Source organism: Morganella sp. BCCO 40_0007, assembly GCF_032989665.1.
GTDB lineage: Bacteria > Pseudomonadota > Gammaproteobacteria > Enterobacterales > Enterobacteriaceae > Morganella > Morganella sibonii.
Window position 1 is genome coordinate 207736 of sequence record NZ_JAVBIN010000002.1, and the last position, 21349, is coordinate 229084.

16 protein-coding genes are annotated in these 21349 nt (G+C 53.2%); 8 read left to right on the forward strand and 8 right to left on the reverse strand.

Going from position 1 to position 21349, the window contains the following annotated elements; genetic code table 11:
- Positions 1-9: 9 nt before the first annotated feature.
- Positions 10-549, forward strand: a complete 540-nt coding sequence (locus tag R5268_RS02995) for a fimbrial protein (RefSeq protein ID WP_182104886.1) — start codon at positions 10-12, stop codon at positions 547-549.
- 131 nt (positions 550-680) lie between these two features.
- Complete coding sequence (locus tag R5268_RS03000) at positions 681-1985, forward strand: anthrax toxin-like adenylyl cyclase domain-containing protein (RefSeq protein WP_317418707.1); 1305 nt, start codon at positions 681-683, stop codon at positions 1983-1985.
- A gap of 80 nt (positions 1986-2065) precedes the next feature.
- On the opposite strand, the gene serS is transcribed toward R5268_RS03000, so the two are convergent.
- The 5 genes from serS to lrp form a co-directional block, all read right to left on the reverse strand.
- Positions 2066-3358, reverse strand: coding sequence for a serine--tRNA ligase (gene serS, locus R5268_RS03005; protein WP_107678218.1), 1293 nt, complete (start codon positions 3356-3358; stop codon positions 2066-2068).
- A 216-nt stretch (positions 3359-3574) separates the two neighbouring features.
- The gene (locus R5268_RS03010; protein ID WP_107678217.1) at positions 3575-4918 is read right to left on the reverse strand and encodes a replication-associated recombination protein A; all 1344 of its coding nucleotides are present in this window, start codon (positions 4916-4918) and stop codon (positions 3575-3577) included.
- A 7-nt stretch (positions 4919-4925) separates the two neighbouring features.
- On the reverse strand, positions 4926-5537 hold the full coding sequence (gene lolA, locus R5268_RS03015; protein ID WP_046893830.1) for an outer membrane lipoprotein chaperone LolA: 612 nt from the start codon (positions 5535-5537) through the stop codon (positions 4926-4928).
- 62 nt (positions 5538-5599) lie between these two features.
- Positions 5600-9184, reverse strand: coding sequence for a DNA translocase FtsK 4TM domain-containing protein (locus tag R5268_RS03020; RefSeq protein ID WP_317418706.1), 3585 nt, complete (start codon positions 9182-9184; stop codon positions 5600-5602).
- Positions 9185-9321: 137 nt separating this feature from the next.
- Complete coding sequence (gene lrp / locus R5268_RS03025) at positions 9322-9816, reverse strand: leucine-responsive transcriptional regulator Lrp (protein ID WP_004235807.1); 495 nt, start codon at positions 9814-9816, stop codon at positions 9322-9324.
- A gap of 559 nt (positions 9817-10375) precedes the next feature.
- Here lrp and trxB point away from each other — a divergent pair.
- From trxB to infA, 5 genes are all read left to right on the forward strand, one after another.
- Entirely contained in the window at positions 10376-11332 is a 957-nt protein-coding gene (trxB, locus tag R5268_RS03030; RefSeq protein WP_317418705.1) for a thioredoxin-disulfide reductase, read from the forward strand.
- 104 nt (positions 11333-11436) lie between these two features.
- Positions 11437-13206, forward strand: a complete 1770-nt coding sequence (gene cydD, locus R5268_RS03035) for a heme ABC transporter permease/ATP-binding protein CydD (protein WP_264997306.1) — start codon at positions 11437-11439, stop codon at positions 13204-13206.
- A gap of 2 nt (positions 13207-13208) precedes the next feature.
- Positions 13209-14975: a heme ABC transporter ATP-binding protein/permease CydC gene (gene cydC, locus R5268_RS03040; protein WP_317418704.1), complete on the forward strand. Its 1767-nt coding sequence runs from the start codon at positions 13209-13211 to the stop codon at positions 14973-14975.
- On the forward strand, positions 14953-15672 hold the full coding sequence (gene aat, locus R5268_RS03045; RefSeq protein WP_166707313.1) for a leucyl/phenylalanyl-tRNA--protein transferase: 720 nt from the start codon (positions 14953-14955) through the stop codon (positions 15670-15672). The genes cydC and aat overlap by 23 nt, the downstream gene beginning before the upstream one ends.
- A gap of 150 nt (positions 15673-15822) precedes the next feature.
- Positions 15823-16041, forward strand: a complete 219-nt coding sequence (gene infA, locus R5268_RS03050) for a translation initiation factor IF-1 (protein WP_002211347.1) — start codon at positions 15823-15825, stop codon at positions 16039-16041.
- A gap of 110 nt (positions 16042-16151) precedes the next feature.
- On the opposite strand, the gene clpA is transcribed toward infA, so the two are convergent.
- Both clpA and clpS read right to left on the reverse strand, forming a co-directional pair.
- Positions 16152-18437 (reverse strand): ATP-dependent Clp protease ATP-binding subunit ClpA, encoded by a 2286-nt coding sequence (gene clpA / locus R5268_RS03055; RefSeq protein WP_046893903.1) that lies wholly within the window; start codon positions 18435-18437, stop codon positions 16152-16154.
- A 33-nt stretch (positions 18438-18470) separates the two neighbouring features.
- Positions 18471-18791 carry an ATP-dependent Clp protease adapter ClpS gene (clpS, locus tag R5268_RS03060; RefSeq protein WP_046893824.1) on the reverse strand — a complete coding sequence of 107 codons (321 nt, stop codon included), beginning with the start codon at positions 18789-18791 and terminating at the stop codon, positions 18471-18473.
- A 257-nt stretch (positions 18792-19048) separates the two neighbouring features.
- On the opposite strand from clpS, the gene cspD reads away from it, so the two are divergent.
- Positions 19049-19279 (forward strand): cold shock domain-containing protein CspD, encoded by a 231-nt coding sequence (cspD, locus tag R5268_RS03065; RefSeq protein WP_046893902.1) that lies wholly within the window; start codon positions 19049-19051, stop codon positions 19277-19279.
- Between the two features lie 120 nt (positions 19280-19399).
- On the opposite strand, the gene macB is transcribed toward cspD, so the two are convergent.
- Positions 19400-21346 carry a macrolide ABC transporter ATP-binding protein/permease MacB gene (gene macB / locus R5268_RS03070; RefSeq protein ID WP_317418703.1) on the reverse strand — a complete coding sequence of 649 codons (1947 nt, stop codon included), beginning with the start codon at positions 21344-21346 and terminating at the stop codon, positions 19400-19402.
- Positions 21347-21349 lie beyond the last annotated feature (3 nt).

Below are 21349 nucleotides of genomic sequence, written 5' to 3' on the forward strand. Positions count from 1 at the left end.
GAATTGGTAATGTCAGCAATAATTAAACAAACAGCCTGTCTTTTTGCGGTTCTGTGTCTGTCTTTCAATGCCGCGGCTTATGACGCAATTTATAAGATCTCAGGTCGTATTCAGCCCGGCACCTGCACGCTGCTATCCTCTTCCGTCGTTAATGTGAAGCTGAATGATGTTTATCTGAGTAATACCGGACTGGGAAGCAAACCTGATTCAGCCAGTGATAAGGTTGACTGGAATATTGTTCTGGAATGCCCGTCAGATATTCCTGTGATAATTAATCCGGCCGGGACCACAGTATCCGGGAAAAGCAGCTTACTGGCGATTGCTCCGGCAGCAGATGCTGCATCAGGGGTTGGTATTGAAACGGAATATAAAGCGGCTGACGGCGCCTGGAAAGTATTAGAACTGAATAAAACAAACACGATTGTCAGTACAGTGAAGAATGACGGTATCCTGACCTTAAATTTCAGAGGGTATTATCGCCAGACTGCCGCCGAAATTACCCCCGGAACGGCAAATGCGACATTAGATCTGAATATTGTTTATAAATAGCTGCAAAATAACCCCGGATATGAAAACAGAGTCAGGCATTATCTCTTTTTATACCGGCTTCCGGTTGTTTTCTGACACCATTTTTTCGTCAGTTTTTTATCCTTATTGTTTTACATCCAGGGATAATACTTATGCCACGAACCATTACATCACTCCCCTCATCGGCTTCAGTCTGTACACAGAAAACATCTGACCATCCCGTATCAAAAACAGAAAAGGAATGCTCTTTTCTGATCACCGCTCAGACAGACGTTCTTCGCCGCAGCGGTATTGCCGAAAAGCACTTCACACCGCTTTTGGCTTTCGCAGAAAAGGAGGAGCTGGTCATCAGCTTCCGGCCGGTTGAACGTGCAGCCACGGGGCTCATTGATACAGGTTATCCGACCAAGAATTTCCATATTAAAGGTAAAAGCGCGAATCTCGGGCCGATGGCAGGATTCATTCCGGTTGAGCAGCATCTTAGTAAGCTGGGAAATAAACCGGGTGACAATACCGGTAAAATCGACACAATGAATAAAGAGATACAACAATGTATCAGAGAAAAATATGCTGAGCCCGGTGATTTGGTTATTTCCATGCAACGCATCAGAGAATTGATTGAGATGAACCTGGTGAGTGAATGTCAGCCGCCGCTAACGGATGATAATACCGGGAAAACTATTTATACACTGTCTGTATCTCCGGGTAGTACGGAGCCGGTTACCCGCTATATTGCCAAACCATCCGGTGATGATCTGTACACCATTTTTCCCGCAGACGGTGAAGACCCGGTGCAGGTGTTATATTCTCCGGATGTTAATAAACCACTGACAGCAGATTATGATCTGATGATTGTCTCACACCGGATGGAGAATCACGGAGTGCAGGATACCCTCAGAATAAAAAGTATCAGTCCGGAAGAACATATACGTCAGCGGGCATACCTGCTTTCCTCTGGCACCATCAGAAAACCTCTTTTCCGGAGTACGACGGTGGCTGAAGGGCTGAAAGCACCGGCTCCGTTGCCTCCGGCTGAGATTTTACGCCGGGCATCTGCTCAGGATGTTATCCGCAAAGAATTACTGGCACTGGAGCATCCGGGTTATGGTAACAGCTCACAGCGGGTTGCTGATTTGATACCGAAGATCAATTCCGCACTGGAATGCAAACAAGGCTGTGATGTTGTTCACCACGGGATGGATGCGGCAAATCCGTATTCCGAACTGGATGATAATTTTCCCGCCACTTTTTTCCTGCCGGAGCCGATAGGGGATCTTCCCCGGGTTGTGACCGCAGAAAATAAAGACGGACTGAAACAGCTTTTACATATATTACATCAGCACGGCTACTTTATTTTATTTAATCCGCGCTGGGATACTCACTTTACTTCACCACGCCGCGTACATTTCGAAGACACGCTCAATTTCTTTGAAAATAAAAAATTCAGCACACTTTGATCCGTAAAATACAGATAAAAAAATCCCGCTGGTTTTCACCGGCGGGATTTTTTATCAGATCAGTGACTACTCACCGGCCATCAGCCGATATGTGTCAGACCTCTCATATACGGACGCAGTACTTCCGGAATTTCGATACGGCCATCAGCCTGCTGATAGTTTTCCATGATAGCCACCAGGGTACGGCCTACAGCCAGACCGGAGCCGTTCAGGGTGTGAACCAGCTGTGGTTTTTTATCATCTTTACCGCGGAAGCGTGCCTGCATACGACGTGCCTGGAAATCCCAGCAGTTAGAGCAGGATGAGATTTCACGGTAAGTGTTCTGCGCCGGAACCCAGACTTCGAGGTCATAGGTTTTACGGGAACCGAAGCCCATATCACCGGTGCACAGCAGCACTTTACGGTATGGCAGGTTCAGCAGCTGTAAGACTTTCTCGGCGTGGCCGGTCAGTTCTTCCAGGGCTTCCATGGATTTTTCCGGATGAACAATCTGAACCAGCTCAACTTTATCAAACTGGTGCATACGGATCAGACCACGGGTATCACGGCCATAAGAACCGGCTTCGGAGCGGAAGCACGGGGTATGTGCAGTCATACGCAGCGGCAGAGAGGCTTCATCCAGAATCTCGTCACGGACCAGGTTGGTGACAGGCACTTCTGCTGTCGGGATCAGTGCATAGCTGCTGGTTTCCGCTTCTTCTTCCAGTGGTTTGGTATGGAACAGATCACCGGCAAATTTCGGTAACTGACCCGTGCCATACAGCGTATCGTGGTTAACCAGATACGGTACATAGATTTCCTGATAGCCGTGCTGTTCTGTATGCAGATCCAGCATGAACTGTGCGATAGCGCGATGCAGGCGGGCAATCTGGCCTTTCATCACAACAAAACGCGCACCGGTCAGTTTGACGGCAGCCGGGAAATCCAGACCATCGGTCATTTCACCCAGTGAAACGTGATCGCGCACTTCGAAATCATACTGCTTAGGTGTACCCCAGCGGCTGACTTCAGGGTTATCGCTGTCATCTTTACCAAACGGCACTTCGTCTGCCGGCAGGTTAGGAATATTCAGAGCAATGGTACGTAACTCAGCCTGCACTTCATCCAGCGCAGATTTGGCAGCATCCAGTTTATCCCCTAACAGGTTCACTTCACGGCGCACTGCTTCAATGTCTTCACCGCGGGCTTTCGCTTCACCAATGGACTTCGATCGGGAGTTGCGTTCAGCCTGCAGAGTTTCAGTTTCAACTTGTAAAACCTTGCGGCGCTCTTCGAGAGTGCGCAGCGTGTCCACATCCAGGGTAAAACCCCTGCGAGCCAGTTTTTCGGCAACCGCGTCCAGCTCATTACGCAGTAAATTTGGATCGAGCATGCTATTCCTGTGCTTGTTGTTATAACGTGAGTGTCAGTAACGGAGATGCAACCGGCGAAAAGTGTTTTCCTGCTTTCCGGCAGTGCGGCTGTTATTAACGCAACTGTGAAACGTCTTAATCCGCCCGGAAACCCGCACTGTATGCAGGATGAACATTCTGAGTGTTTTAAGCCATTTACCTATTCTTACATTTCACACCTTACCGCAACAGCGGCATTAACGGTAGCGTTTTATCGGGCTATTTTGATCCTGCTCAGCAAGCCAGGCGAGTTTCTCGCCGATTTTGCCTTCCATCCCCCGGTTTGCCGGAAAATAGTAGCGGGTATCACGCATTTCAGGCGGAAAATAGACTTCCCCGGCGGCATACGCGTTCGTTTCATCATGCGCGTAACGGTACTCTTTGCCGAGCCCCATTTCTTTCATCAGTTTGGTCGGCGCGTTACGCAGATGTTCCGGCACATCGTAATCCCGCCCTTCTTTTGCATCACGCATGGCGGCTTTGAATGCGGTATAAACGGCGTTGCTTTTCGGTGCGCAGGCGAGATAAACAATCGCCTGGGCTATCGCCCGTTCACCTTCTGCCGGTCCCACGCGGGTAAAGCAGTCCCAGGCCGAAATCGCGACCTGCATAGCGCGCGGGTCGGCATTACCGACATCTTCCGATGCTATCGCCAGCAGACGACGGGCAACATAGAGCGGATCACCGCCTGCGGTGATAATCCGGGCGTACCAGTAGAGTGCCGCATCCGGTGCCGAGCCGCGCACTGATTTGTGCAGCGCGGAGATCAGGTCGTAGTAGCGGTCGCCTTTGTTATCAAAACGGGCACTGCGCTCACCGCTGACTTCTTTCAGCAGTTCAGTGGTCAGCACACGTTTACCGTCAGCCCCGGTTTCGGCCATATCCGCCATCATTTCCAGCACATTCAGCGAACGGCGGGCATCTCCGGCGACCAGTTCAGCCAGCAGTTTGCGGGTTTCATCCGGCAGGACGATATTTTGTCCGCCCAGGCCGCGTTCAGTATCATTCAGCGCCTGAATCAGAACCGCTTCGATATCTTCCGGTGACAGGGATTTAAGCAGATAAACACGGGCGCGGGATAACAGTGCAGAGTTGAGCTCAAACGACGGGTTTTCGGTGGTGGCACCGATAAAGGTAACCGTACCGTCCTCAATATGCGGCAGAAACGCGTCCTGCTGACTTTTATTGAAGCGGTGCACCTCATCAACAAACAGAATGGTACGGCGCCCCAGATTACGGTTCTGACGCGCCCGTTCGATAGCTTCGCGGATCTCTTTGACCCCGGAAGTCACCGCTGACAGGCGTTCAATATCCGCATCCGCATAGTGACCAATCACTTCCGCCAGGGTGGTTTTTCCGGTGCCGGGCGGCCCCCACAGGATCATGGAGTGGAGCTGTCCGGCGCGGATAGCCCGCGGCAGTGGTTTGCCCTCTGCCAGCAGGTGAGTTTGTCCGATGTACTGTTCCAGCGTCCCCGGCCGCATTCTGGCGGCCAGAGGCTGATAATCGTTTTGCGAAAAATCGAGAGAAAAGTTAGTCACTGACGCCTCATTGACGCTGATCGTCCAGCGTAACCCCCTTCGGCGGTGTAAAAGTGAATTTATTCATATTCACATCAGTACTCTGCTGACCTTTGAGCTGATAGCTGCTTTTCTGTCCATCCTGCTCAACGGCGGCAAACTGCTGAATAATACCGTCCGGAGTTACAGTGATAGTAAATAATTTCAGATTACCGTTATTGGTTTTCGGTTTCAGCTCAAAGCTGTCACCGCGCTGACTCACCATGTACTGCTGCCAGTCTGCCGGATCATTACGGGTGATCAGCATAAACGGCGTGTTTTGTGTGGCATCTTTCAGCCAGGTGGCAGTGACCTGCTCAACAAACGGGTTATAGAACCACAGTGTTTTGCCGTCGGAAACCAGTACGCTTTCATCCGGGGCGCTCATCTGCCAGTTAAACAGGTTCGGGCGTTTTACCCATAAATCCCCTGTTCCTTCCTGAACCAGTGCACCGTCAGCATCAGTGACGGTCTGTGCGAAATTCGCATGGAAGCTGTTCACTTTTCCCAGACGCGACTGAAGGTCACTGCGGGTATCTGCATGTGCTGCACTGACTGCGGCACCTGCCAGCAGGCAGGCTGTGATAAACACCTTTTTCATGTATGCATTCCTGATGATGCGTTCGGATAAATCAGACGCCGCCTTTTCAGGCAGCGGTGTCATTAAAAGTTATTTGAGGACGGAGCCAGGACTTCACGGTTGCCGTTATGGCCCGGTTCACTGACAATGCCCTGTTCTTCCATTTCTTCCACAATCCGTGCCGCCCGGTTATAACCGATCCGGAACTGACGCTGGACACCGGAAATGGACACCCGCTGTTTTTCTGTGACGAATTGTACCGCCTGATCGAACAGCGGATCCAGATCTTCCCCGCTGACAGAACTGCCGCCTTCGCCGTCCTCACCGCCACGGGTGATGTTATCGATATATTCCGGACGCCCGCGGGCTTTCCAGTCATTCACCACATCATGAACTTCCTGGTCACGGACAAATGCGCCGTGAACACGCAGCGGCGCATTAGCCCCCTGCGGCAGATAGAGCATATCCCCGTTCCCCAGCAGCGATTCCGCACCGCCCTGGTCGAGGATAGTCCGGGAGTCAATCTTACTGGATACGGTAAAGGCGATACGGGTCGGGATGTTGGCTTTAATCAGACCGGTGATCACATCCACAGACGGACGCTGTGTCGCCAGCACCAGGTGGATACCTGCTGCACGAGCTTTCTGCGCCAGACGGGCAATGTGTTCTTCCACTTTTTTACCGGCGGTCATCATCAGGTCAGCAAATTCATCCACCATGACCACGATATACGGCTCTTTTTTCAGAACCGGATGTGTCATTTCCATGCTGTCTGTCGGTTTCCAGAACGGGTCCGGAATCGGTCGTCCCATGGATTCCGCCATCAGAATTTTTTCGTTATAACCCGCGAGGTTACGTACCCCGAGCGCTGACATCAGTTTATAGCGTCGCTCCATTTCCGCCACACACCAGCCGAGGGCATTGGCGGCGTCTTTCATGTCGGTTACCACCTGGGTCAGCAGGTGCGGAATGCCTTCATAAACAGAGAGTTCCAGCATTTTCGGGTCGATCATGATAAAGCGGACGTCTTCCGGTTTCGCTTTATACAGAATACTGATAATCATGGCGTTTACGCCGACTGATTTACCGGAGCCCGTTGTACCGGCAACCAGCAGATGCGGCATTTTACCCAGATCTGCCACCACCGGCTGACCGGAGATATCTTTCCCCAGCACCACCGAGAGCGGCGACGGCGTGTCGCGGAACTCGTCACAATCCAGCACTTCACGCAGATAGACGGTCTGACGTTTTTCGTTCGGCAGTTCCAGGCCCACATACGGTTTGCCCGGGATCACTTCCACCACACGAACCGCGACAGTGGAGAGTGAACGCGCCAGGTCACGGGACAGGTTAGAAATACGCGAGGCTTTCACGCCCGGCGCCAGATCCAGTTCAAAACGGGTGATCACCGGCCCCGGTTCATAACCGACCACGCGGGCTTTGATACGGAAGTCATTCAGACGCGCTTCAATCAGGCGTGCAGTCTGTTCCATAGCGAATTCATCCACCGGCTCAATGGTATCCGATGGTGAGGCCAGTAAATCAAGAGACGGCATCGGCGTGGTGGATTTCGGCAGTGGCTGATCATTGCGGACCAGGAACGGATGGAACAGGCTCTCTTCCATCTGTTTTTGTAACTGTGTTTCCTGTGAACTGACCGGTGCCGGATTCTGCTGCGGTGCGGCAACAGGCTCAGCGCTCTGTACCGGCGTCTGTGGTGCCTGATAAACCGGAGCCGGTTCAGCCACAGGCGCGGTGACCGGTGTCGGGATAAACAGCGGCTCTGCCGGTTCCGGGTCGACCAGATCGTCCACCGGGGAGAATGCCTTCAGTTCGGCCAGATCTGATAAAATCGCATCAGCCTGCCCGCTGTAACGTTGTTGCTGCATCTGCATAAACTGAGCCTGAAGGCGCTCAGATTCCTGCTCGTCTTCATCGTCTTCTGCTGCCACAGTGCGGACATCCGCCACCGGTGAGACAGAGGCAAAGGAGTGATGATTAACCGGAGTCTGATAGGCGGACGACGCAGGGATAAAGGCAGAGGAGGTCCCCGCGGTGACTTCCGGGGCAGTTACTGCCTGCTCCGGCTCTGCTGCCGGCGACATATCCGCATCATCATCACCATAGCGGCTGCGCTGCTGCGTCATAAACTCATCACGCAGACGCGCCTGCAATACGTCGTCTTCATCCGGCTCTGTCTGTGCTGCCGGTTGCTCCGGCTGATGCTGCTGCGCAAATTCATCCTGCTCACGGCGCAGACGCTCAAGTTCCGCATCACGCTGAGACGGAATACGGATGCCGTAAAGTTCACGCCGGGTCGGAAGACGCACCGGGTTCGGACGCGGCAGTTCAGGGCCAAGCCCCTGTTTGACCTGTGCCGCACCAAAAGCTGCCGCTGCGGCAGCCGCCGCGCTGCTGTTATCATCCAAATCCGCAGAACCGGGTAAACCGAACGTAAAGACCGGTTCAGTGCGGCCGCTTTCTGCATACGGGTTTTCCCATTGCGGCGGTGCCGGTTCAGGTTCAGGCTGAACATCCGGCACGTGAATCGGCGTATTCGGATCAAACGTTGTCCGGTAAGCGTCCGGAACATCAAAACGGTAGTGTTCAGCGTCATCCGCAGCAGACTCAGTGTGTTCCTGTCTTTCAGGTTCCGCTGTTGCCGGTTCCTGTGCGGGGATATGCTGCACCGCGGGCACCACCGGTTCAGCCACGGTTTCCGGGAATGCAGAAACAGGATGTTCCGGTGTCAGCAGCGGGTCTGTGTTTTCAGCGGGATCATCATAATGAGTCTGCTTAGCCAGTTCCGCCGCATTCGGCGCGGAAAATAACACATCATCCTCATCATCGTATTCACGGTACTGTGCGGTCTGAGTCTGTGCATCACTGTCAGGCGCAACGGCAGTCAGTGCCGCAGCGGCAGCAGCTGTTTGCGGTATGCTGCTGTGCGTTTTTTGCTCATCAGCGTCTTCGTCATCATCGTATTCGTCATCATCCTCATATTCACGGTCGTCGTAATATTGATCGTCATACTGGTCGTCATAACGGTCACGGGAATGATTGGTGAGGAAGGTAATCGGTGAAAGAACGGCCGCGCCGGTTTTTTCGGCGATAGTGATCCACGACCAGCCGGTCAGCAGCATCAGGCCAACCGCCCACAAACTGAGCAGCGCGAGTGTCGCGCCGAGTGCATTAAACCACGGCATCAGCGCCGAACTGAATAAACTGCCTATCACCCCGCCCGCAGCAAAGTTCTGCATATCATCCACATTCAGGGAGGCGAGAGCACAGGATGAGAGGATAAGGGTCAGTCCCCCGATGATACGCATCGAGAGTGAGAAAAAGTCTACGTAATCTTTATTTTCATTACTGCGGAAGGCCGACCAGCACCCCAGAATCATCAGCGGGGGAACGGTGTAAGCCAGTATGCCAAAGGCGGAAAAAAGAATATCCGCAAACCAGGCACCGATACTGCCTGCCAGATTTTTCACCGGCTCATGCCAGTTTGTCTGGGACCAGCTCGGGTCTGACGGATTAAACGATAAAAGGGCAACCAGCAGAAAGACGGCGCACAACCCGATCACAATAAGGACGGCTTCCAGCAACCGGCGGCCGCTGCTGATTTTTCTGAATTTAATGTGTTTGTCTTCTGTATATTCCTGGCTCATCTCATTTCCTGACGCAACGTCCGGTTTTTCCTGTCAGTAAAACGGAACAACGCTGAGGGTAGCTCAGCGTTGAAACTGTATGCATAAACAGGAGTGTACCTGATTTATCCCGTTTTGCACATGACGCAGGAAACAAATTAACGGGTCTTGATGACCAGACGGTTACTTTGTTTGACCTCTTCCATCACCACATAGGTGCGGGTGTCATTCACGCCCGGCAGACGCAGAAGAGTTTCACCCAGCAGTTTGCGGTAAGCGGACATGTCCGGCACACGAGTTTTCAACAGGTAGTCAAAATCACCGGAAACCAAGTGACATTCCTGAATCTCTTCCAGCTTCTGAACTGCAGTGTTGAATTGCTCAAAGACATCCGGAGCGCCGCGGTTAAGGGTAATCTCCACGAATACCAGCAGAGATGCATCCAGATAGTGCGGATTCAGCAGTGCGGTATACCCGGTGATAAAGCCCTGACGCTCTAAACGACGGACACGTTCCAGACACGGAGTCGGTGACAGACCCACACGTTTGGAGAGTTCGACGTTAGAGATACGGCCATCTTTCTGCAATTCGTTAAGAATATTCCTGTCGATTCTGTCAAGATCTTTACCCGGACGCTTTTTGTTATCAATCATCTCGTTATCTCTCTTATTTACTATTTTCCCACACCCATAACACTTCCCTTACCTGACAGAACAAAATCAGCATCGGAAAACATGTTTTCAGGCTAATCTTTGCATTTCTGATTATAAGAATACGCAACCGGCGCCAGTTTACCGGAACATTCAGATTATTATCGCTGTAGTCGTAAGCTGAAATTACCACGCTTCGTCATCAGGACAAACACATCGCCGGTGTAACAGGATGTATTAACCTGACGGATAAAAATCTCTTACACTGATGTTTTCGCAAATGCGCAGCCGATTGTCAAAGCAAATGAACAAAAATCAGAACAACCTGTTGAAGAAAATGGCAGAAAAACGTTTCGCTGACAAATACGGCGTGCTTTTGGTGTGATATTCAAACAACTTAGGAATCTTCTGAATAATCACTTTTTCGTACAATAACCTGAAAACCGACTCATTTCCGGCTCATTTCGATTTTGTGCTCTGCCGTTTTTATTCCTTTTTTTAACCCCCCGTTTCTCCTACAATCCTGTACACGCTTTTTTGCCATTTTGTTAATGAGGTGTTCATGAACGCAACCCGACACAGTAAATTAATTATTCTGGGTTCCGGCCCTGCCGGATATACCGCTGCCGTTTATGCGGCACGGGCGAATTTAAAGCCGGTGCTGATTACCGGGGTGGAAGTCGGCGGTCAGTTAACCACCACCACTGACGTGGAAAACTGGCCGGGAGACCCGGAAGGTCTGACCGGACCGGGCCTGATGGAACGTATGCAGGCGCATGCTGAAAAATTTGAGACTGAAATCATCAACGATTACATCACGGAAGTGGATTTCAGCAAACGCCCGTTTACCCTGACCGGGGAAAATACCTACACCTGTGACGCGCTGATTATCGCCACAGGCGCATCCGCCCGTTATATCGGCCTGCCGTCAGAAGAAGCCTTCAAAGGCCGTGGTGTGTCTGCCTGCGCCACCTGTGACGGCTTTTTCTACCGTAACCAGAAAGTGGCGGTTGTCGGCGGCGGTAACACCGCTGTGGAAGAGGCGCTGTATCTCTCCAATATCGCGTCAGAAGTGCATCTGATCCACCGCCGTGACAGCTTCCGCGCGGAAAAAATACTGTTCAGCCGTCTGATGGACAAAGTCCAGAACGGCAATATCGTTCTGCATACTGACCGCACACTGGATGAAGTGCTCGGTGACCAGATGGGCGTGACCGCTGTCCGTCTGCGTGATACCCAAAGTGATGCAACGGAAGAGCTGCCGGTGATGGGCTGCTTTATCGCTATCGGCCACAGCCCGAATACCGGTATTTTTGAAGGACATCTGGATCTGGAAAACGGCTATATCCGTGTTCAGTCCGGCACACACGGCAATGCCACTCAGACATCTGTGCCGGGTGTGTTTGCCGCCGGTGACGTGATGGATCATGTCTACCGCCAGGCGATTACCTCCGCGGGAACCGGGTGCATGGCCGCACTGGATGCCGAGCGCTATCTTGACAGCCTCGCTGACAAATAATCCAGCATTATCAGGGCGCTATATCTGTAGCGCCTTTTCGTGTACCATGGCATTATCCTGCTGATTTCAGCCAAATTTTTACTTATCACCTGCATACAGAAAAAATGGATAAATCAAGACAGTCAGAACTCGTCCGCTGGTTAAAGCATCAGGCGGCACCGGCACGGCGATGGTTGCGCCTCTCGATGTTGCTGGGTGTACTCAGCGGTTTACTGATTATCGGCCAGGCCTGGTGCCTCGCTGTTCTCCTTCAGTCCCTCATCATGGAGCATACGCCCCGCGAACAGCTCCTCACTCCGTTCACTGTACTAATCATACTGTTTATTGCCCGCGCGGTTGTCGCTGCGATCCGCGAACGGGTCGGTTTTATCTGCGGGCAGGTGGTGAGACGTGAAATCCGCCGTACTGTGCTGGATAAACTGGAACAACTCGGTCCGGTGCGGGTAAAAGGCAAACCGGCAGGCAGCTGGGCGACCATTATTCTCGAACAGATTGACGATATGCAGGATTACTATTCCCGCTATCTGCCCCAGATGACGCTGTCCGCCATCATTCCGCTGATGATTCTGATCACCCTGTTCCCGATCAACTGGGTTGCGGCGCTGATTCTGCTGGTAACGGCACCGCTGATCCCCGTCTTTATGGCACTGGTCGGCTTAGGAGCCGCCGATGCCAACCGCCGTAACTTCCTGGCACTGAGCCGTCTGAGCGGCGATTTTCTCGACCGTCTGCGCGGACTGGAAACGATCCGCTTTTTCCACCGCGGCCGTGAGGAAGTGAAACAGATTGATGATGCCACCGAAGATTTCCGTTCGCGCACCATGGAAGTGCTGCGCATGGCGTTCCTCTCCTCCGCCGTACTGGAGTTTTTCGCGGCGATCTCAATTGCGGTGGTCGCGGTCTATTTTGGTTTCTCCTACCTCGGCGAACTGAATTTCGGCAGTTACGGCGTGGGCGTCACGCTGTTTGCCGGGTTTATCGCCCTGATCCTGGCGCCGGAGTTTTTCCAGCCGCTGCGCGACCTCGGCACCTACTACCACGCCAAAGCACAAGCCGTCGGAGCCGCGGAATCGCTGGTAACCCTGCTATCTGCGGAGAATAATGCGGATGAATTACCGGGCACCGAACCGCTGGCACCGGCAGAGCAGATTTCTGTCACGGCAACCGATCTGGTGATTTTTGCCCCGTCCGGGGAAAAACTGGCCGGGCCGCTGACCTTCACCCTGAATGCCGGGCAGCGTATCGCGCTTGTCGGCCAGAGTGGTGCAGGAAAAAGCTCACTACTCAATCTGCTGCTCGGTTTTCTGCCGTATGAAGGCAGTATCCGGATTAATCAGCAGGAACTGCGTGACATCCGCCCGGAAAGCTGGCGGGCGCAACTGAGCTGGGTGGGACAAAACCCGCATCTGCCGGAACAAACCATTCTGGACAATATCCGCCTGAGCCGTCCGGATGCCGCTCAGGACGAAATTAATGCGGTGATGGAAAAAGCCTATGTGACCGACTTTATCGGTTCCCTGCCTGACGGTGTGAATACCGTGGTCGGGGATAATGCCGCCCGGCTCTCTGTCGGCCAGGCGCAACGGATTGCCGTGGCGCGTGCCCTGCTCAATCCGTGTCATCTGCTGCTGCTGGATGAGCCGTCCGCCAGTCTGGACGCGCACAGTGAGGAGCGTGTGATGCATGCCCTGAATGATGCCGCCCGTCAGCAGACAACCCTGCTGGTGACGCACCTGCTGGAAGAGACCCGTGACTACGATGAAGTCTGGGTGATGGATAAAGGTCTGATTACTGAACAGGGAAGTTATGCCGCCCTGCAACAACAGCAGGGTGCCTTTGCACAGCTGTTGTCACACCGGACGGGGGATCTGTAATTATGCGTGTTTTACTGCCGTTTTTAGCCCTCTACCGCCGCCACTGGTTCCTGCTGACGCTCGGGATACTGCTGGCGATTGCCACCCTGCTCGCCAGTATCGGCCTGCTGACGCTGTCCGGCTGGTTCCTGGCCGGAACGGCGATTGCCGGTGTGCCGGGGATTGCCTTTTTTAACTATATGCTGCCTGCCGCCGGGGTACGCGGTGCGGCTATCTCCCGTACCGCCGGACGCTATGCGGAGCGGCTGGTCAGCCACAATGCCACGTTCCGTGTGCTGAAACACCTGCGGGTATTTGCTTTTGAGAAAATCCTGCCGCTGACACCGGGCAGCATCGCCCGCTTCCGTCAGGGAGAATTGCTCAACCGGCTGGTCGGGGATGTGGAAACGCTGGATCATCTCTATCTGCGGGTCATTTCTCCGATTGTTGCCGCGCTGGTGGTAATTGCGGTACTGACATTCGGGCTGGGTTTTCTCGATCTGACTCTCGCATATGCACTGGGCGGGTTTATGACCTTCCTGCTGTTTGCCCTGCCGGTGGTGTTCTACTCTGCCGGTAAGCCAATAGGCATACAGCTGACGACACTGCGGGCGCAATACCGTACCCTGCTGACCAGTGCGTTGCAGGGACAGGCTGAACTGACTATTTTTGGCGCGCAGCCCCGTTTCCGTGATCAGCTTGCTGAAACAGAACAACGCTGGCTGATACAGCAGCAGCGCCAGGCCGGACTGACCGGGCTTTCCCAGGCCGTGATTATTCTGGCGACCGGGTTTGCCGTTGCACTGATGCTGTGGATGGCCTCCGGGGTCAGCTGGCCGTACCGTGAGGGCGGAGCCATTATCGCCCTGTTTGTATTCTGCGCGCTGGCGGCATTTGAAGCATTAGGCCCGGTGGCGGTCGCGTTCCAGCATCTCGGCCAGGTAATGACCTCTGCTGAGCGCGTCTCGCAGATTGTTGACACCAAACCGGAAGTCACCTTCCCGGCCACCGGTCCGGCGGCATCCGCACAGGTCAGTGTCAGCCTCAGCGGCGTTGGTTTTACCTATCCGGGACAACCGCTGCCGGTGCTGAAAGATATCTCCCTGACTCTCCGCGCCGGGGAACATTTCGCTCTGCTCGGCAAAACCGGCTGCGGGAAATCCACCCTGTTGCAGTTGCTGACCCGTGCATGGGATGTCAGTGAGGGTGAAATCCGCCTGAATGACCAGCCGATTGCCGCTTATGATGAAAATACACTCCGGTCGCTGATGGCCGTCGTTCCGCAACGTATTCATGTGTTCAATAACACACTGCGCGGCAATCTGCGGATCGGGGATAATGAAGCAACAGATGCGCAGCTGAATGCGGTACTGGCCCAGGTCGGGCTGGAAAACCTGCTGGATAACGACCAGGGACTGAATGCCTGGATCGGTGAAGGCGGGCGTCTGCTCTCCGGCGGTGAGCAGCGTCGTCTCGGGATCGCCCGTGCCCTGCTCCACAATGCGCCGTTCCTGCTGCTCGATGAACCGACAGAAGGGCTTGATGCGGATACTGAGCAGCATATTCTCGCTCTGCTGCGGGAAATCGGCCGCGACCGGACGATGCTTATTATCACCCACCGTTTGCAGGGCCTGGAACACATGGACACGCTGTGCGTGATGGATGGCGGGCAGATAGCCGAACAAGGCACTCACGACGCGCTGCTGGCGCGCAGAGGCCGTTATTATCAGTTTGTGAACCGTATGCCGGCCATGACCGGGGAATCAGATGCCATTCTATCAGCTGAATGAGGAACTTCTCTTTCCGCCGGTTGAGCACGCGCTGACCGATCCGGACGGATTGCTGGCCACCGGCGGGGATCTCTCCCCCGCCCGGTTGCTGCTGGCATACCGGGAAGGTATTTTTCCGTGGTATTCGCCCGGTGAGCCCATTTTGTGGTGGTCACCGGACCCGCGTGCGGTATTGTACCCGGAAGAGCTGCATGTCAGCCGTTCACTGCACAAAATTCTGAAAAAACACCCTTACCGGGTCACGCTCAATCATGCCTTTGAGCAGGTCATCCGCGCCTGTACAGAGCGGGATGAAGGTACCTGGATAGGTGAGGATATTGTTGCCGCTTATATCCGGCTGCATCAGGCAGGACGTGCTCATTCTGCCGAAGTGTGGGATGATGGCGCGCTGGTCGGCGGGCTGTATGGTCTGAACACCGGATCGCTGTTCTGCGGAGAGTCGATGTTCAGCCGTGTCAGCAACGGGTCAAAAATTGCTTTTATGACATTTTTCGCCCATTTTACCGGCCACGGCGGCGCGATGTTTGATTGTCAGATACTGAATCATTACACCGGATCACTGGGTGCGCGGGAGATCCCGCGGCAGACGTTTATCCGTCAGCTGTATCAGCTGCGCGATAATCATTTACCGCAGTCATGCTGGCAGCCGCAGACATTAGCACGTCCGGTGCCGTCACAACTGCCGCCTTTTTTATAAAATCGCTGCAAAGCAACAGGAAATGGTATGTTTCAGCCCGTTTTATGTTTCAGACACGGTGCTTAAAAAATATCATTCCTTTACATAATCCCGGTTTTTCGGCATTATCTTGCGGTTTGAAAATACTGGTTATTAACATTAGAGGATTAGATGGCCAAAGAAGACAATATTGAAATGCAAGGCACTGTGTTAGATACACTGCCGAACACGATGTTCCGTGTGGAACTGGAAAACGGACACGTTGTGACTGCACATATCTCCGGTAAAATGCGTAAAAACTATATCCGCATCCTGACAGGCGACAAGGTTACAGTAGAACTGACCCCATATGACCTGAGCAAAGGCCGTATCGTCTTCCGTAGCCGCTGATCCCTGCAGGCCACGCCTCATAAAAAGACACCACAGGCAACGCACCGAAGTGCGCGTCCTGTGGTGATCGTTTTTATGTCTGTACTGTTTGTCTCAGTACTACCCTGCCATCAGGCTACCGGGTCACCGGATTTCTCTTTCAGGGCACTGAAACGGTAAGTCAGATCATCTTTCTTCTTATCAAGATCGATAATCACCGAACCGCCGTTCACCAGCTCACCGAACAGTAATTCGTTTGCCAGCGGTTTTTTCAGTTTATCCTGGATCACACGGGCCATCGGGCGTGCGCCCATTGCCGGGTCATACCCTTTTTCTGCCAGCCATGAGCGGGCACGGGCAGACACTTCAATGGAAACGCCTTTCGCATCCAGCTGCGCCTGGAGTTCAACAATAAATTTGTCGACCACCTGGGCGATAATCGGCTGCGACAGTGCATTAAACCAGACAATGCCGTCCAGACGGTTACGGAACTCCGGTGTGAAGACCCGCTTGATTTCCGCCATCGCGTCAGTGCTGTTGTCCTGCTCGGTAAAGCCGATGGCTTTACGCTGGGTTTCACGCACACCGGCGTTGGTGGTCATCACCAGGATCACATTACGGAAATCCGCTTTGCGCCCGTTGTTGTCCGTCAGCGTCCCGTTATCCATCACCTGTAACAGCAGGTTAAAGACATCCGGATGCGCTTTTTCGATTTCATCCAGCAGAACCACCGAATACGGATGCTTGATAACCGCATCTGTCAGCAGCCCGCCCTGATCAAACCCGACATATCCCGGAGGCGCACCAATCAGACGACTGACGGTATGGCGCTCCATGTACTCGGACATATCAAAACGCAGCAGTTTGATCCCCATCGCTTTGGATAACTGTACGGTCACTTCAGTTTTACCGACCCCGGTCGGCCCGGCCAGCAGGAACGCACCAATCGGTTTATGCTCGTTACCCAGCCCCGCACGGCTCATTTTGATGGATTCCGTCAGAGCATCAATCGCCGGGTCCTGGCCGAAGACCAGCATTTTCAGGCGGCTGTCGAGACTGCGCAGCAGATCTTTATCACTGCTGGACACGGTTTTTTCCGGGATACGCGCAATCCGCGCCACAATCGCCTCGATTTCGCCGACACCGATGGTTTTCTTACGGCGGCTCAGCGGCATCAGACGGGTTCTTGCCCCGGCTTCATCGATAACATCAATCGCTTTATCCGGCAGATGGCGGTCAGTGATGTATTTCACTGATAAATCCACCGCCGCCTGAACGGCTTTCGCGGTGTAACGCACATCGTGGTGCGCTTCATATTTGGCTTTCAGACCGTTGATGATGCGTACGGTTTCATCAGCCGTCGGTTCGTTGATATCAATTTTCTGGAAACGGCGGGTCAGCGCTTTATCTTTATCAAAGATATTGCTGAATTCCTGATAAGTCGTGGAGCCTATTACACGGATTTTCCCGTTGGATAATAACGGTTTAATCAGGTTAGCCGCATCCACCTGTCCGCCTGATGCCGCACCGGCACCAATGATGGTGTGGATCTCATCAATAAACAGGATGCTTTTTTCGTTTTTCTCCAGCACTTTCAGCAGCGCTTTAAAGCGTTTCTCGAAATCACCGCGGTATTTGGTGCCTGCCAGCAGCGAGCCGATATCCAGAGAGAAAATGGTATAGCCTTTGATGACTTCCGGTACGTCATCCTGTTCGATACGCCAGGCGAGCCCTTCCGCAATCGCGGTTTTACCCACGCCGGACTCCCCGACAAACAGCGGGTTGTTCTTGCGGCGGCGGCACAGCACCTGAATCGTGCGCTCCAGCTCTGCCTGACGGCCGATCAGCGGATCAATCTGGCCTTTACGTGCCAGTTCGTTAAGGTTGGAGGTGAAGTTATCCAGGCTGTCCTCTCCGCTGCCGCTCTCTTCGGCGGCAGACTGGGAGGGCTCATCAAAAGACGGGCTGCTGTCATTATCATCCTCACCTTTGGTGGTGCCGTGAGAGATGAAATTAACAATATCCAGACGGCTGACATCATGCTTGCGCAGCAGATATGCCCCCTGGGATTCCTGCTCACTGAAGATGGCCACCAGCACATTTGCGCCGTTGACTTCATTACGGCCGGATGACTGGACATGGAAGACGGCGCGCTGCAAGACACGCTGGAAACTGAGTGTCGGCTGGGTTTCGCGATCGTCCCCTTCCGGCAGCAGCGGCGTGGTCTGTTCAATAAAATTTTCGAGTTCCTGGCGCAGAACAGCCAGGTTAACACGGCAGGCTTCCAGCGCCTCACGGGCTGATTTGTTACCTAACAACGCCAGCAGCAGGTGCTCTACGGTCATAAATTCATGCCGGTTGTCCCTTGCTTTGGCAAAGGCGATATTCAGACTGAGCTCTAATTCTTGATTGAGCATAGGCACCTCCATTCTGAGAAATAAAGTGTATTCTTATACCTTCTCGAGTGTACACAGCAACGGATGATCGTTATCTTTCGCGTACGTATTGACCAATATTGTTTTCATTTCCGCAATTTCAGCGGTAAATACCCCGCAGATCCCTTTTCCCTGGTAATGGATGTCGAGCATAATCTGCGTCGCGCGATCAACATTATAAGAAAAGAACTTTTGCAAAACTTCAACCACAAAGTCCATAGGGGTATAGTCGTCGTTGTTTAAAACCACCTTATACATTGAAGGCGGCTGTATCTTCTGCAGCTCTTTTTCCCTGAGCGTGACATCCGTTTGTGATTCAGATTGATAGTGACTCATTGCTATTCCGGTTATAGAAAACGTACGCCGCAGCAGGCGTATCAATACTCAGCGTTATTTTTATCAGACTTTACAGACCCATACTGTTTTGCCGTCAACAAAGGCTTGACGTCACCCTCTAATTCAATAGAGTATAAATAATGTACAAGGCAACCAGTATATCTGCGTAATACTGATACTTCATTATGAGTATTATGGATCATATGGTGCATTGTGCAGCATTTTTCAATCGTTTGACAGATGAGGGTGATAACAGTATGGAAACAGGTACTGTTAAGTGGTTCAACAACGCCAAGGGTTTCGGGTTTATCTGTCCGTCGGACGGTGGTGACGATATTTTTGTCCACTATTCGACGATACAGATGGACGGCTACCGCACGCTGAAAGCGGGTCAGAAAGTGAATTATGACACCATTCAGGGACCAAAAGGGCATCACGTCAGTGTGATTATTCCGGTTACTGAAGATGACGACACCGCAGCGCCGTAACACTGTATTTTACAAATTACTGTATTTTACAAAATCATGTATTTTATAAAATTATGCGGATCGTCGCGGTAATGTCAATCGTCATTCCGCGACGTATTCGTATTTTCAGCCGGTGTGCGGCTATTCCCGCGCCAGTGCATCGATAGGATCAAGTTTCGCCGCATTCCTGGCCGGCAGAAAACCAAAGATAACCCCGATCGCGGTTGAACAAAGCACCGCACTGACAATCGCCGCAGGCCGGAAGACAAATTCCCAGTCCGGCAGTGCCATTTGGGCTGCAAAAGCAATGGAGTAAGAGAGCCCCAGGCCGATGGCGCCGCCCATCAGACACACCAGCACCGCCTCGATCAGAAACTGCTGCATCACATCCCCCGCCCGTGCACCGACCGCCATACGGATACCGATTTCGCGGGTACGCTCTGTCACGCTCACCAGCATGATATTCATCACGCCAATCCCCCCGACCACCAGCGAGATTACCGCCACCAGCGTCAGGAAAAGCTGCATGGTGGTTGTGGTTTTATCCACGGTTTTCACAATGCTGTCGAGGTTATACGTGAAGGTATCCTGTTTGCCGTGGCGCAGTGTCATCAGCCGGACCAGCTGTTCTTCCGTATTATTAGTGTTGTAACCGTCACGGATACGCACGGAGATCATATCCAGATAATTACGCTGCATCAGCCGCCCGGTCAGGGTGGTGTACGGCATCCAGACCTGTAAGGTTTGCGAGTTACCGAACATGGACTTGCGATCCGCAATCACGCCGACCACCGTAGCGGGCATATTGCCCACCAGCAGCGTTTCCCCGACCACATTCTTCTGATGGGGAAAGAGTTTGCGTTTGGTATTCATGTCGATGATAACAACCTGAGAGCGGCGTTCATACATCTCAGGCGGGAATGCACGCCCTTCGCCGAAACGCATATCATACACCGTGAAAAAGTCCGGCCCGATCCCGGTGATGCGGGCCGCGGAGTCGATATTTCCGCGGCGCAGTCGTGCATTACTCCCGATTTCCGCGGAAGCCGCATAGACATACGGCTGCCGGCGGATCACATCCACATCGCCGGGTTTGAGGGATTGCAGATCCTGTCCCGGATCACTGCCGAAGTCTTTGCCGGGATAGATAAAAATGGTGTTGGTGCCGATGGATTTGATATCAGACAGCACGAGGGCTTTGGCGGCATCACCAATCACCAGAATAGTCACCACGGAGGCAATCCCGATAATAATGCCCAGCATCGTGAGCAGTGTCCGCATCTTGTTGACGACCATCGCCCGCCACGCCATCAGCAGCGCTTCATTAAAGCGGCCGAAGAAACGGCTGAACGCACTGCTTTTCAGACAGGGTTTTGCCGCCGGGGTTTTCGCCTGCGGATTGATTGCCGCCCCGCTGTCACTGAGAATATGCCCGTCTTTGATTTCAATAATCCGCGCTGCCTGTGCGGCAATGACCGGGTCATGGGTGACAATAATCACCGTATGCCCCTGCTCACAGAGCTGGTGGAGGATCGCCATCACTTCTTTGCCCGACTGGCTGTCGAGCGCGCCGGTCGGTTCATCCGCGAGGATCACTTCACCGCCGTTCATCAGCGCGCGGGCAATACTGACACGCTGCTGCTGCCCGCCGGAAAGCTGTCCCGGCCGGTAAATCAGCCGCTCACCCAGCCCAAGACGCTGCAACAGCTCTGCTGCCCGTTCGCGGCGCTCGCGGGCGTTCAGTCCGGCATAAATGGCCGGCATTTCCACATTCTGTTCCGCACTGAGGTGGGAGAGCAGATGATAGCGCTGGAAAATAAAGCCGAAATGCTCACGGCGCAGTGCCGCCAGTTCATCGCCGCTCAGTTCTGCCGTGTTCTTTCCGGCGACAAAATACTGACCGTCACTCGGCGTGTCCAGACAGCCGAGGATATTCATCAGTGTGGATTTACCCGAGCCGGACTGACCGACAATCGCCACCATTTCACCGGCGCTGATCGTCAGTGAGACATCATCCAGTACCGTGACAGTGCTGTCGCCGGAAGGATAACGGCGGTAAATATTCCGCAGTTCTAATAAGGCGCTCATGAA